This window comes from Xanthomonas sp. NCPPB 2866 (assembly GCF_041475745.2).
GTDB classification, from domain to species: domain Bacteria; phylum Pseudomonadota; class Gammaproteobacteria; order Xanthomonadales; family Xanthomonadaceae; genus Xanthomonas; species Xanthomonas arboricola.
In genome coordinates, this window is sequence record NZ_CM192975.1 from 4,251,021 (window position 1) to 4,263,533 (window position 12,513).

Genomic DNA, 12,513 nt, shown 5'->3' on the forward strand with positions numbered 1-12,513 from the left:
GAAGACGGATCCGCCTGCGCATGGCGCGGCGTCGGCAGCGGCTCAATCGTCGTGCGGAGCGGCCGGCGTGGCGAGGATGCGCTGATAGAACGCCAGGTCCAGCCAACGGCCGAACTTGAAACCGGCCTCGCGCACGGTGCCGGCATGGGTGAAGCCGAACTGTTCGTGCAGGGCGATGCTGGCCTGATTGCTGGCATCGATGCCGCCGACCAGCACATGCACGCCGCGCTGTTCCGCCGCCGCGATCACGCCCTGCAACAGCAGGCGTCCGAGCCCCTTGCCGCGGTGGTCGCGGTGCACGTAGATCGAATGCTCCACGCTGTACTTGAACGCCGGCCAGGCGCGGAAGGTGCCGTAGCTGGCGAACCCCATCAGGCTGCCGTCGGCAGCTTCCACCCCGATCACCGGAAAGCCGCCCGCGCGCTTGGTCGCAAACCAGCCGACCATGCTCTCCAGTGGCCGCGGCTTGTAGTCGTACAACGCGGTCGAGTTGGCGATGGCGTCGTTGAAGATCTCCAGGATGGCGCTGGCGTGGCGGTCTTCGCTGCAATCTATGAGAGACATGGGGTCCGGTGCGGGCAGAGGGTCTTGGGATTAAAAGGCATTGCCGGGCGATGAACAACGCAGCCGGCATGCAACCAATCCACGCCTGCCGCGCAACTCAAACGGCGGGCGCTGGATGCAGCGTTCCACCCGGCCGTGGCGACTGGCGCTTGCGAACCACGCGACAATGGCCGCACGCGGCAGGCAACGGCCGCGGCGGCGTCCGCCTTGAAGCGGCCGTGGCAATCCCCATCTGGAGTCGTGCATGAGCAGCCCCGTCCCCTCCCCCAGCGCACAGGCCTTCGGTGATCCGGCCGCGATCCGTTGCGAGCGCGCCGCCTCCGAGCTGCGCGCCGGCCGCCCGGTGCTGCTGACGGCGGCCAACGGGCAGGCGCGCGCGGTGCTGGCGCTGGACAGCAGCACCGCGCAGTCGTACGCGGCCTTCGCGCGTGCGGCACAGGGGCGGCACTATCTGTTCGTCACCCCGACCCGCGCCCAGGTGCTGGGCCTGAGCGCGCCGCAGGGCGCACGCGTGGCGCTGGTCGAACACGACTACGACCAGCTCGCTGCCCTGGCCTACCTGCGCGACACCCCGGTACCGACGCAATGGACCCCGGGCGATGCGCTGGATGCCGGCGCGGTGGAAATCGCGCGGCTGGGCCTGCTGCTGCCGGCGATGCTGGCCGTGGAACTGCACGGCGCGGATGACCACGCCGCCTTTGCCGGTTGCCAGTCGCTGGCACTGGACGATCTGGGCAGCGGCTGCGCCAAATCCGCCGCGGCCGGCTACGAGTTGGTCACCCGCACGCCGGTGCCGTTGCGCGGACTGGGGATGAGCGAGTTCGTGGTGTTTCGTGGCGGAGTGGCGCAGCGCGACCAGGTGGCGATCGTGGTCGGCCAGCCCGACCTGTCGGCGGCAGTGCCGGTGCGCGTGCATTCCTCCTGCCTGACCGGCGATCTGTTCGGTTCGCTCAAATGCGATTGCGGCGACCAGCTGCGGCATGGCCTGGCCAAGCTGAAGGAACTCGGCGGCGGCGTGCTGCTGTATCTGGATCAGGAAGGCCGCGGCACCGGCATCGCCGCCAAGATGCGCGCGTACGGCTACCAGCATGCCGGCCTGGACACCATCGATGCCGACGCGCAACTGGGCTTCGGCCCGGACGAGCGCCGCTATGGCAGTGCGGTGGCGATGCTGCGCGGTCTGGGCATCGGCCGGATCCGGCTGCTGACCAACAATCCCGCCAAGGCCGAGCGCCTGCGTGCGGCCGGCATCGCGGTCGAAGACCGCATCCCGGTGACCGGCGACATCACTCCGGAGAACGAGCAGTACCTGCGCACCAAGGCCGCGCGTGCCGGGCATGCGCTGGATGTGGATGCGCTGATTCTGGCCGCGCAGTAAGCACCGCCTGCGCCGGATGCGCCCGTCCGCGGCGCCCGGCTATGCTTGCGCACCGCTCCTGCAGGCCAACCTTGTGCACGACGCTCCACCGCCGCACCCCGAGGTCATCGTCGCTGCCGCGCCGGCACAGGCTCCGGCGGTGGACCACACCCAGTGGCAACCGCTACCGCAACGCGGTGCGTATGTGGCCGGCGTCAACGGCGCGCTGGGCGGCGGATGTGCCGGGCTGATCGCCGCCGGCGCAACCGTCGCCGTGCTGCACGCCTGGCATGACTGGCCGGTGGTGCTGGGCGTGACCGTGGTGGCCGCGCTGCTGGGTGCGTGGTTCGCGGTCAAACGGCATCGGCTCACCCACTGGAAACTCGACCAGCACGGCCTGGCGCTGCAACGCGGCCATCTGTGGCAGAGCGACACGCGCATTCCGATTTCGCGCGTGCAACACGTGGACCTGCGCCGCGGCCCGATCGAACGCGCCACCCGGCTGACCACGCTGGTGGTGCATACCGCCGGCAGCCGGCTCAACGCGGTGGCCTTGTCCGGCCTGGATCAGGGCGATGCCGAACGCCTGCGCGACCGCCTCGCCCGCCAGCTCGATCACGACGACGACGCGCTGTGAGCGCCATCGAACACCCCGGCCAGGACGAGCAGCGCCTGCATCCGCTGTCGTGGGTGTTCGTGTTGTTGCAGCAGATCCGCCAGTTCCTGATTCCGCTGGCGGCCCTGGTGCTGTTCGGCAGCCGCGATGGCAGCCGCGACTCGGCCGACCATATCGCCACCGGCATGGTAATGGCAGTGCTGGTGGCAATCTCGGTGCTGCGCTATTTCACCTATCGCTACCGCATCGGCACCGATGGCGTGGCGATCCGCAGCGGGCTGCTGGAACGCAGCCGGCGCGATATCCCGTTCGCGCGCATCCACAACGTGGTGGTGCATCAATCGCTGCTGCACCGGCTGGCCGGCGTGGCCGAGGTGCGCCTGGAATCGGCCGGCGGCCACAAGCCCGAAGCGGAAATGCGCGTGCTGCGGCTGGACCAAGCACTGGCGCTGGAAGACCTGATACGTCGCCGCACGCATGACGCCGATGCCAGCACGCCGCAGATCGAGGCCGACAGCAACACGCTACTGCGCCTGCCGCTGGGCGAAGTGATCCGGCTGGGGCTGATCTCCAACCGCGGCATGGTGGTGGTGGCTGCCAGCTTCGGCGTGATCTACCAGATGATTCCGCGCCGCACCGTGTCCAACTTCGTCGAACACAACGGCGAGCTGGCCTACCGCTACGTCAGCCAGATCCATCCGGGGGCGGCAGTGACCGCCGCGTTGGTGGTGCTGGGCGCCCTGGCCGTATTGGTCGCGATGCGCGCGCTATCGGTGGCGCTGGCGGTGGCGCAGTACCACGGCTTTCATCTCAGCCAATCCGAGCGCCGCCTCACCGTGGAGCGCGGCCTGCTGACGCGCATCCGCAGCAGTGTGGCGCTGCGGCGCATCCAGTCGTGGACGCTGTACGAAAGCCGCCTGCATCGCCTGTTCGGCCGTCGCCAGTTGCGGGTGGAGACTGCAGTAGCCGGCAGCGCCGACCGCGAAGGCAGCGCATTGAAGGAGCTTGCGCCGATTGCCGACCCGCAGCGCTGCGATGCCTTGTTGCAGCGCCTGCTGCCGGGGATTGCCTGGCCGCCGGCACAGTGGCAGGCGATCGCCACGCATTGCTGGTGGCGATTGAGTCTGCCCACGCTGCTGTTGCTGCTGCCGCTGGTGATCGGCCTGGCCTGGCAATTCGGCAACCAGGCGGCGTGGTTGCTGCTGTGGTTGCCGTGGAGCGCATTCAAGGCGCATCGCCAGGTGCACCGCATGGGCTACGCGGTGGATGCGCGGTTTGTCGCCGTGCGCGGTGGCTGGTGGAAACGCTGGTGGCGGCTGGCCGAGCTGGACAAGCTGCAGGCGCTGCAACTGCAACGCTCGCCGCTGGACCGTCTGTCCGGCACCGCAACGCTGTGGCTGGACACTGCCGGCGCCAGCGCGGCCGGCCCGGGGTTGCGGCTGCGCTTCGTGCCGTTGGCGCAGGCGCAGGCGCTGCAGGCGCAGTTGGGTGCCGCGTTGGCGCGACGCAAGCTGCGTTGGTGACTGGGAATCGGGATTGGGGAGTCGGGAATCGGGATTGGGTGAAGTGCTGATTGGCAGCGGTATCTCGTCGATGCGCAACTCGCAGCGATCAGCGTTGTGCCGGGCCCCAGTATCCGAGTTCGCGGCGGATCTGCAGGCCTCGCCACACTGCGCCCAGCGGCTTGCGCCGCAGTGGGCCGAGCTTGCCGGCGATGAAGTCCTCGGTCGCTGCGATCACCCGCTCCGACGACTGCCCGTCGCGGTACGGGTGGATCGCGTCGGCATAACGGGCGAGCGCATCGCGCAGCGACGCATCAGGCGCCAGCGCGCGCGCCAGCTGCTGCGGCAATTGCCCGGGCTGCTGGAAGTCCAGCATATGCGGCTGCGGCACGCGGTTGCGGAAGGTCACCACCGGCTTGTGCTGCACCACGAACTCGGACACGATCGACGAGGTATCCGACACCAGCACATCGGCCGCACGCTGCGCGGCCATCACTTCTTCGGGTTCGACAAAACGGGCATGCGGCCCGGCCAGCGCGCGATAGCGATCGAACAGCTCCGGCGCGCACTTCGGATGCAGCGTCAGCAGCCAGTAATGCGCACCGCGCGCGATATCGGCGGCGATCTCGTCGTAGAGCGCGGGCGCAGCGCTCAAGCGCTCGGTAAACGTGGAGCCGAACAGGATCACCGGCCGCCCGTTGGCGGGCGCGCGCAGTGCAGCGCTGCGGCCGCCATCGTCGCGGAACACCGGGTCGAGCTTGGGCCAGCCGGTTTCGACCACGGCAAAATGCCCTTCGCGCTCGGCGAGTGCACGAAACGGCGCCGTGGTGGCCGGGCCTTGCGTGCAATAAAGATCGAACAGCCCGCGCACGCGGAAGTGCCCGCGGTTGTCTTCGCGTTTCTGCACATTGAACCCATGGAATAGCTGCACCTTGGTGCCCGCAATGAACGGCGGCACCCAGTTGGCCGCGCTGAACACCGCACGCGGGCGCAACGCCAGCGCCTCGCGCAGGCCGACCTCGCGCACCTCCGGCAACACCAGCCCGCGCGCACCGCCCTCGAACCACGCCGACACGGCGTGCCCGCGGGCCTGTAATGCCTGCGCCAATGGCGCCAGAATAGGCAACGCGTAACGTTCCGTTGCGAACAGCAGGTATTGAGCCATCACATGTCCTCTTCGACCGCACCCGATGAACGGCCGCGCATCAGCGCCTGCATTATCGCGTTCAACGAGGCCGATCGCCTACGCGACTGCCTGCGCTCGCTGGCGTTCTGCGACGAGATCGTGGTGGTGGACTCCGGCTCCACCGACGCCACCGTGACGCTGGCCACCGCACACGGCGCACGCGTCCTGCAGCGCGCCTTCGATGGCTACCGCAGCCAGAAGGCGTTCTGCGTTGCGCAGGCCAGCCACGACTGGGTGCTGTGCCTGGATGCCGACGAACGCGTCAGCGATGCCTTGCGGGCGTCGATCGTTGCCGCGCGCGATGGCGGCTTTGCCAATGCCGCAGGCTATCGCTTCGCACGGCTGTCGGATTATTTCGGCCGGTTCCTGCGCCATGGCAATGCCTATCCGGATCGGGTGCTGCGCTTGTTCGATCGACGCCGCGGCGGCTGGCGCGGCAGGCGCGAGATCCACGAGGCGGCCAGTGTCGACGGTGCAGTGGTGACCCTGGCGGGTGATCTGATCCACTATCCGTACCGCTCGCTGGCGCAGCAACTGGCCAAGACCCAGCGCTACGCGCAGATGATGGCCGAACACGACCACGCCCGCGGCAAGCGCGCGACCTGGAGCAAGCTGGTGCTGGCGCCGGCCTGGCGCTTCTGGCGCGGCTACCTGCTGCGCGGCGGGTTTCGCGATGGCTGGCACGGGTTGATCTATGCCTACGTGCGCGCCAACTACGTGCGCCAGAAGACCATCATGCTGTGGCTGCTGCAGCACAACCAGCCGGTGCAGGACCCGCCGCGTGCGGACGAGCGGCGCGGCGACTGAGAGCGGTCAGCAACACGACTGCGCTCGCCGCTACGTCGGCGCAAGACGCGCTCGAAGCCGGCAGTCCACCACATCAATTCCGGTGACGAGCGAATAACCCATCGCCACCGCAAGCCCGCTTGCTAGACCTTGTCGGCCGCTCGAGCCGGGAACTCCTGCGCCTGACGCGCTGCCAGCCCGACCAGCACACCGACCATCGCCGTGTAGAAGCTGGCCGACACCTGGTGCGCAAACATCGACTGGGTCAGTCCGCACAGCGCATAGCTCACCACGATCATCACCCCGGCCGCGGCCGGTCCGCGGAACTGGCGCTGGCCGCTGCGGCGGTGCAGCCGCACGAAGATCCACAACGGCACCCCGTAGACCGCAAACAGCAGCAACAGGCCCGGTACGCCCTGGGTGGCGCCCCACTCGGCCAGATCGTTATGCGCATGGCCCAGATGGCAGCGCAGCAACCAGGTGTCGCCGGCGCACACCGGCAGCTCGCGCATCGCATCGTCGAAGCGCCCGACGCCGATGCCGGTGAGCGGATGCGCGCGCAAGGTGTCCCAGGCCACATGCAGGCGCTCGATCCGGGCACCGGCGGACGAGTCGCTGTCGCCGACCTCATAGCGCTGCAGGTCGCTCTGCAACTCGCCCAGGCGCATCTGCTGGGTCAACGCCGGCACGCTGAGCACCACGCCTACCGCCAGCACCGCACTGCCGACGAAGGTCAGCAAGCGCATGCGTGCGCTCTGCCAGGGCGCGCCCCAGATCAGCACGCCCAAGGTCACCAGCAGCGATAACCACACCCCGCGGCTGCCGCTGAGCACGATCACCACCACCGTAGCGATGGCTGCGCCCACCAGCCAACGCACCTTGCCAGGCGGGCGGCAGAACACCGCCACTACCAGCAACATCAGCGCGATATCGGCAAACACAATCGCATTGGTCCAGCCTTCCGCGCGGTCGGCACCGTTCATCACCTGCAGCATGGCGATCAACATTGCCGCGAACACGCCGGCCAGCGCGCCACGCCATAGCCAGACCTGGCGCGGCCGCAGTGCGTACGCCCACACCGCCGCCCACGGCAGCACCAGAAAGCGCGAGCGGTTGTCGACATCGCGCAGCCCGTGTTCGAACAGCACGATCGACAACAGCGACATCGCGATCACCGCCGCGGCCAACCACCCCAGCGCACGCAGCGACCAGGGGCGCATGGCAACGCCTGCGCGCAGGCTGCGCCATCCCACCAGCGAGCCAAGCAACAGGCACAGCCCGAAGGGCAGCAACCCGCTCGGCATGCTGACCACCAGCGCGGTCAACGCGAACACGCCCAGTTCGGCAATGCCCACACCTGCGGGTGACGCGATGGGGGCCGACGAGGAAAGCGCAGCGGGCTGGGTGGGCAAGGAATTCATTCAGACATCGGTGGCAAATGGGGGTGACATCGGGCGACACGCGTCAGCGACGCCGGCCAAGCTAACGATGCCCCGCATGAATCCATGCTAGACAGCGGCCGGCGACGGCATTGACGGGCCGCCGATCGCGGCAGACACCTGCGCTGTGCCGGCTCATTCGGTGTCCAGGTTGCCCTGCTCCTGCGCTTCCACTGCCCGCTGCTCGGAGCTCGCCACGCAGCTGCCGTGCATGGCATCGGCCGGTACCAGCCACCAGCGACGGCGGTTGGCCACCCCCACCATTTGGCTGCGGCTGCGGTCCACGCAGGCCAGCAGCGCGGTCTCCTGCGCCATCAGCCAACGTCGATCGGGACGCTCTGCCTGCCAGGCCACTGCGCGCTGCAGCTGTTGTTCCCACGGCACCTTGAAGCCGAAGGTCTGCGCGGGGCGGTCGGCCATCAGCAGGTTCTGCTCTTTCCAGGCCACCAGCCCGAGCTGCGCGTCCGGGCCGATCCGGCGCCCGGCCTCGCGCATCACCGCGCCCGCCGAACTGGAGTCGTTGAAGATCGGATAGCAGACCAGGCCGAACGCCACCCACCACGCGCCCAGCAGCGATGCTGCGGCAAGCGCAGAGCGGCGCACCCGCATCAGCAACAGGCTGGCCACGCCCCATAGACCGACTGCCAGCAGCAGCCAGCCGAGCGGGTCGGTGGCCTCGCTGCCGACCCCGCGGCTGTCCATGATCTTCTGCTCGAAGCCCGGGTGCCCGATCAGCATCGCCGCGCCGCCGGCAGCGAAGGCCACCGTCAGCAGCAGCACGAATCCGAACAGCAGCCGCTGCACCCCGGCGCGACGCAGCAGGCCTGCCGCCAGCGGCGCCAGCGCCAGGCAGAACATCGGCAGCGCCGGCAGGATGTACACATCGCGCTTGCCGCTGGGAATGGTGAAGAACACCAGCACCAGCAGCCACCAGGCCAGCGGCAACAGATAGCGCGCATCGCGTCGCTTGAGCCGGCGCCACCAGGCCGGGATCGCCCAGGGCAGCACCAGGATGGTCGGCAGCCACATCGTGGCCATGCCCTTGAAGTGGTACCAGACCGGCTGCGCGTGATCCCAGGAATTGGCATAGCGCTTGGCGGTCTGGCGCAGCAGGATGTCGTTGAGATAGACGCGGTACTCGGGCTGGCCGGCAGTCAGCGCGGTCACCATCATCGGCACGAACCACAGCAGGATCGCGACGAAGAAGAACAGCGGCCCCAGCCAGAAACGCCGATCGCGCACATGCACGCGCACACCCGGCCAGCCGCGCGCCGCCGCGATGCCGGCCGGGATCAGCATCAGCAAGGCGATGATGCCGACCCCCTTGGTGATCACGCCCAGCCCGGCGGCAAACCAGCCCAGTGTCCACCAGCGCCAGGCCGGCCCCAGCAGCAGGTGGCGCAGCAATCCGTAATTGGCCAGGGTGATCCAGAACACCACCAGCGGATCGATCTGCGCCTTCTTGGCCTGGAAGGTGAAGTGCAGCGTGAACAGCAACATCCACGCCGCATAGGCGCCCACGCGCCGGGTCCACAGGCGCCGCCCCAGGTCGTACACGCAGGCCAGCGTGCCCAACGCCGCCAGCAACGACGGCAGCAGGAACGCCACCCGCCAGTTGCCCAGCAGCGTGTAGAACAGCGCCTGCAGCCACATCAGCATCGGCGGCTTGTCCGAATACAGCTCGTTGCCGCGATGCGGGAACAGCCAGTCGCCGCTCATCACCATCTGCTTGGCGACCAGTGCAAACCGCGGCTCGTCCGACGGCCAGGGGTCGCGCAGTCCCAGGCCGGCGCCGATCACCAGAACGGCGGTGATGGCCAGCAGCCAGAAATCCTTGGAAGCACGAGTCTTGAGCATGACGGGCGGCAGTGGATGCACAGGTGGAGCGCCGGGATCGGCGCGCGGTCAGGACGCTTTTAGCAAAAGCGCGTAGAAAAAACCGTCGCAGTGCTGCTCGCCGGGAAAACGCTGGCGTCCGGCACCGGCCGCATGACCGAATTGCGCGCCCAGCGGCTGCGCCTGCGCATCGGCAGTGCGTTGCAGGAATGCCTGCACCTGCGCCTGATTCTCGCGCGCCAGCAGGGAACAGGTGGTGTAGAGCAACTGCCCGCCCGGCCGCAGCGTGCGCCAGGTGGCATCGAGCAGACGCGCCTGCAACGCGCACAAGGCGTCGATATCGTCGGCACGGCGATGCAGCAGCACGTCGGGCTGACGGCGCACCACGCCGGTGGCCGAACACGGCGCATCCAGCAGCACCGCATCGAACGGCTGGCCGTCCCACCATGCGGCGGTATCGGCGGCGTCAGCGGTGTGCAAGGTCACCTGCGCGGCCGGCACGGTACGCTGCAAGGTCTGCTGCACCCGCTCCAGCCGGCGCGCATCCACATCCAGCGCGGTGAGCTGCAGGCCAGGATGACGTTCCAGCAGATGCGCGGCCTTGCCGCCGGGCGCCGCGCAGGCATCGAGCACGCGTGCCGACGGCGCCAGCGCCAGCGCATCGGCAACCTGCTGGGCAGAGCCGTCCTGCACCGAGACATCGCCGTCGGCAAAGCCCGGCAACTGGCTCACCGGCACCGCCCCGTGCAGACGCACCGCATCCGGCAACAGCGCCTCCGTGTCCGCGCCGATGCCCAGCGCGGCCAGCCGGGCGACATAGCCGGCCGGGTCGATCCGCGCGCGCTGCACGCGTAGCCACATCGGCGCCATCTGCGCGCTGGCCACGAAGATGCGTTCGGCCTGCTCGCCCCAATCGGCGCGCAGTTGCTTGCGCAGCCAGGACGGCCAGCCCGCATCGGCGGACACCGCCGGAAACCCCTCGCGCTGGGCGCGCCGCAGGATCGCGTTGACCATGCCAGCCTGCCGCGGCCGGCCCAGCGCGCGGCACGCGTCCACGGTGGCCGACAAGGCCGCATGCGCGGGCAGCTGCAGCACGTCGAGCTGGGCGAAGCCGGCCATCAGCAGCGCTTTCAGTTCCGCATCGCGCGGCGGCAACGGGCGTTCCAGCCACTGCCGCAATGCCACGTCATAGGCCGGGCGGCGGCGCAGCACCGCAAAGCAGATCGCCTCCACCAGCGCGCGGTCGCGTGGATCATCAAGACCGGGCAAGGTCGCGGCCAGTTCGGCCTTGAGCGAGCGGCCCTGGTCGAACACCGCCGTCAGCACCCGTGCTGCGGCCAGACGCGAGCCGACGCCGGCGGTTGCGGTCTCTGCCGACATCAACGCAGCGCCGGCAGGTCGCGGCGCGCGTTGAGGTAGTCGGCAGCGGTGATCGCCTTGCCGCCCTCGCGCTGCAGCACGCGCACCCGCAGCGCGCCCTGCCCGCAGGCGATGTCGATGCCCTGCTTGCTGGCGGCGAGCAGGGTGCCCGGCGCCTGCTGATGGGCCAGCTCCAGCGCCACCGCACCATGCAGGCGCACGCGCTCGCCGGCCAGGACCGCCTCGGCCACCGGCCATGGATTGAATGCGCGTACCCGCCGCGCCAGTTCCTGCGCCGGCTGGGTCCAGTCCAGCCGCGCCTGCGTCTTGTCCAGCTTGTGCGCATAGGTCACGCCCTCGGCCGGCTGCGGCTGCGCCACCGGGCGGATGCCGGCACGCAGCAGGCCCAGGCCATCGGCCAGCACCTGCGCGCCCAGCGCGGCCAGGCGATCGTGCAGCTGCCCGCCGGTTTCCTGCTCGCCGATGGCCAGCCGCTGCGACAGCAGCACCGGGCCGGTATCCAGCCCGGCTTCCATCTGCATCAGGCAGACGCCGGTTTCGGTATCGCCGGCCTCGATCGCGCGCTGGATCGGCGCCGCGCCACGCCAGCGCGGCAACAACGAGGCATGCACGTTCCAGCAGCCATGGGTCGGCGCGGCCAGCACCGCCTTGGGCAGGATCAGGCCGTAGGCCACCACCACCATCAGATCGGCATTGAGCGCGCGCAGCGTGGCCAGGGCCTCCGGCGAGCGCAGCGTCTGCGGCTGGAAGACCGGGATGCCGCGCGCAATCGCGTCCAGCTTGACCGGCGACGGCGTCAACCCGCGGCCACGGCCGGCCGGCCGATCCGGCTGGGTGTAGACCGCCACCACTTCATGCCGCTGCGCGGCTGCGCGCAACGAGGCGACGGCAAAATCCGGCGTACCGGCGAATACGATTCTCATAGGGTGGGGATTCGGGAGTGGGGATTGGGGAGTGGCAGCGGCGGCGGCGGGGAGGGGGGATTCGGGAATCGGGATTCGCAGCAGGGGGCTTGGGCAACAGAACTAATGGTTAGCCCATTCCACATTCCCAATCCCGAAGTTCGCCCCATCCGAGTACGCGGAGCGCGCGCGGTGACTGCCTGCGCCGTCGCCCCAATCACACGCAAGAGTGCCGCGCCTAGCGATTGGGCATGGGGACCAACGGACCGGCAAGCAGCCAGAAAACCCGCTTCACCAATCCCCAATCCCGACTCCCCAATCCCTGCCCTCAGGCCACATGCTTGCGCTGCTTGGCCAGTTTCTTGCGCACCATTTCGCGCTTGAGCGGCGACAGGTAATCGACGAACAACTTGCCGTCCAGATGGTCCATCTCGTGCTGGATGCACACCGCCAGCAGGCCGTCGGTGCTCAGTTCCTGCGCCTTGCCCTGGCGGTCGAGATAGCGCACGGTGATCGCATCGGCGCGGGCGACGTCGGCATAGATGCCCGGTACCGACAGGCAGCCTTCCTGGTAGACCTGCTCGCCCTGCCTGCTCACGATCTCCGGGTTGATGAACACCTGCGGGAGCGTCTTCTCCTCGCTGACGTCGATCACCATGAAACGCTTGTGCACGTCCACCTGACTGGCGGCCAGGCCGATGCCGGGCGCCTCGTACATGGTCTGGAACATGTCGTCGAGCAAGGTCTGGAATGCCGGGCTGGTGAGCTCGGCAGCGTCGACCGGCACGGCCTTGGTGCGCAGCCGCGGATCGGGGAATTCGAGAATAGGGAGCAAAGCCATGGGATTACCCGTCTGGGAACACCGGCGCTGCGCCGGCAAGACGCTGTCATTCTAGCGCAATGCTTGCGTGACGCCCCGGTTTCTGGACTATAGTGCGCAGACCT

Annotated in this window: 11 protein-coding genes; 4 read left to right on the forward strand and 7 right to left on the reverse strand. The window is 68.9% G+C overall.

Annotated elements, in window-relative coordinates; translation table 11 throughout:
- Positions 1-42: 42 nt before the first annotated feature.
- Positions 43-564: a GNAT family N-acetyltransferase gene (locus tag ACCQ04_RS18040; RefSeq protein WP_226427528.1), complete on the reverse strand. Its 522-nt coding sequence runs from the start codon at positions 562-564 to the stop codon at positions 43-45.
- Positions 565-808: 244 nt separating this feature from the next.
- On the opposite strand from ACCQ04_RS18040, the gene ribA reads away from it, so the two are divergent.
- The 3 genes from ribA to ACCQ04_RS18055 all read left to right on the forward strand — a co-directional run bounded on the left by ribA (position 809) and on the right by ACCQ04_RS18055 (position 4,060).
- Positions 809-1,942 (forward strand): GTP cyclohydrolase II RibA, encoded by a 1,134-nt coding sequence (ribA, locus tag ACCQ04_RS18045; protein ID WP_054591098.1) that lies wholly within the window; start codon positions 809-811, stop codon positions 1,940-1,942.
- Positions 1,943-2,081: 139 nt separating this feature from the next.
- Positions 2,082-2,558 carry a PH domain-containing protein gene (locus ACCQ04_RS18050; protein WP_024938517.1) on the forward strand — a complete coding sequence of 159 codons (477 nt, stop codon included), beginning with the start codon at positions 2,082-2,084 and terminating at the stop codon, positions 2,556-2,558.
- Positions 2,555-4,060, forward strand: a complete 1,506-nt coding sequence (locus tag ACCQ04_RS18055; protein ID WP_226427529.1) for a PH domain-containing protein — start codon at positions 2,555-2,557, stop codon at positions 4,058-4,060. The genes ACCQ04_RS18050 and ACCQ04_RS18055 overlap by 4 nt, the downstream gene beginning before the upstream one ends.
- Before the next feature lie 88 nt (positions 4,061-4,148).
- Here the strand turns inward: ACCQ04_RS18055 and ACCQ04_RS18060 are convergent, their stop codons facing one another.
- Positions 4,149-5,207, reverse strand: a complete 1,059-nt coding sequence (locus ACCQ04_RS18060; protein WP_184632661.1) for a CDP-glycerol glycerophosphotransferase family protein — start codon at positions 5,205-5,207, stop codon at positions 4,149-4,151.
- On the opposite strand from ACCQ04_RS18060, the gene ACCQ04_RS18065 reads away from it, so the two are divergent.
- Positions 5,208-6,032: a glycosyltransferase family 2 protein gene (locus tag ACCQ04_RS18065; RefSeq protein WP_226427530.1), complete on the forward strand. Its 825-nt coding sequence runs from the start codon at positions 5,208-5,210 to the stop codon at positions 6,030-6,032. It begins immediately after the preceding gene.
- Between the two features lie 122 nt (positions 6,033-6,154).
- Here ACCQ04_RS18065 and ACCQ04_RS18070 read toward each other — a convergent pair whose 3' ends face one another.
- The 5 genes from ACCQ04_RS18070 to def form a co-directional block, all read right to left on the reverse strand.
- Entirely contained in the window at positions 6,155-7,432 is a 1,278-nt protein-coding gene (locus ACCQ04_RS18070; protein ID WP_184615234.1) for an O-antigen ligase family protein, read from the reverse strand.
- Positions 7,433-7,585: 153 nt separating this feature from the next.
- On the reverse strand, positions 7,586-9,307 hold the full coding sequence (locus ACCQ04_RS18075) for an ArnT family glycosyltransferase (RefSeq protein ID WP_226427531.1): 1,722 nt from the start codon (positions 9,305-9,307) through the stop codon (positions 7,586-7,588).
- A 48-nt stretch (positions 9,308-9,355) separates the two neighbouring features.
- Positions 9,356-10,666, reverse strand: coding sequence for a 16S rRNA (cytosine(967)-C(5))-methyltransferase RsmB (rsmB, locus tag ACCQ04_RS18080; RefSeq protein WP_226427532.1), 1,311 nt, complete (start codon positions 10,664-10,666; stop codon positions 9,356-9,358).
- Complete coding sequence (gene fmt, locus ACCQ04_RS18085) at positions 10,666-11,589, reverse strand: methionyl-tRNA formyltransferase (RefSeq protein ID WP_104646464.1); 924 nt, start codon at positions 11,587-11,589, stop codon at positions 10,666-10,668. The genes rsmB and fmt overlap by 1 nt, the downstream gene beginning before the upstream one ends.
- A 307-nt stretch (positions 11,590-11,896) precedes the next feature.
- The gene (def, locus tag ACCQ04_RS18090; protein ID WP_024938525.1) at positions 11,897-12,409 is read right to left on the reverse strand and encodes a peptide deformylase; all 513 of its coding nucleotides are present in this window, start codon (positions 12,407-12,409) and stop codon (positions 11,897-11,899) included.
- Positions 12,410-12,513: the final 104 nt, after the last annotated feature.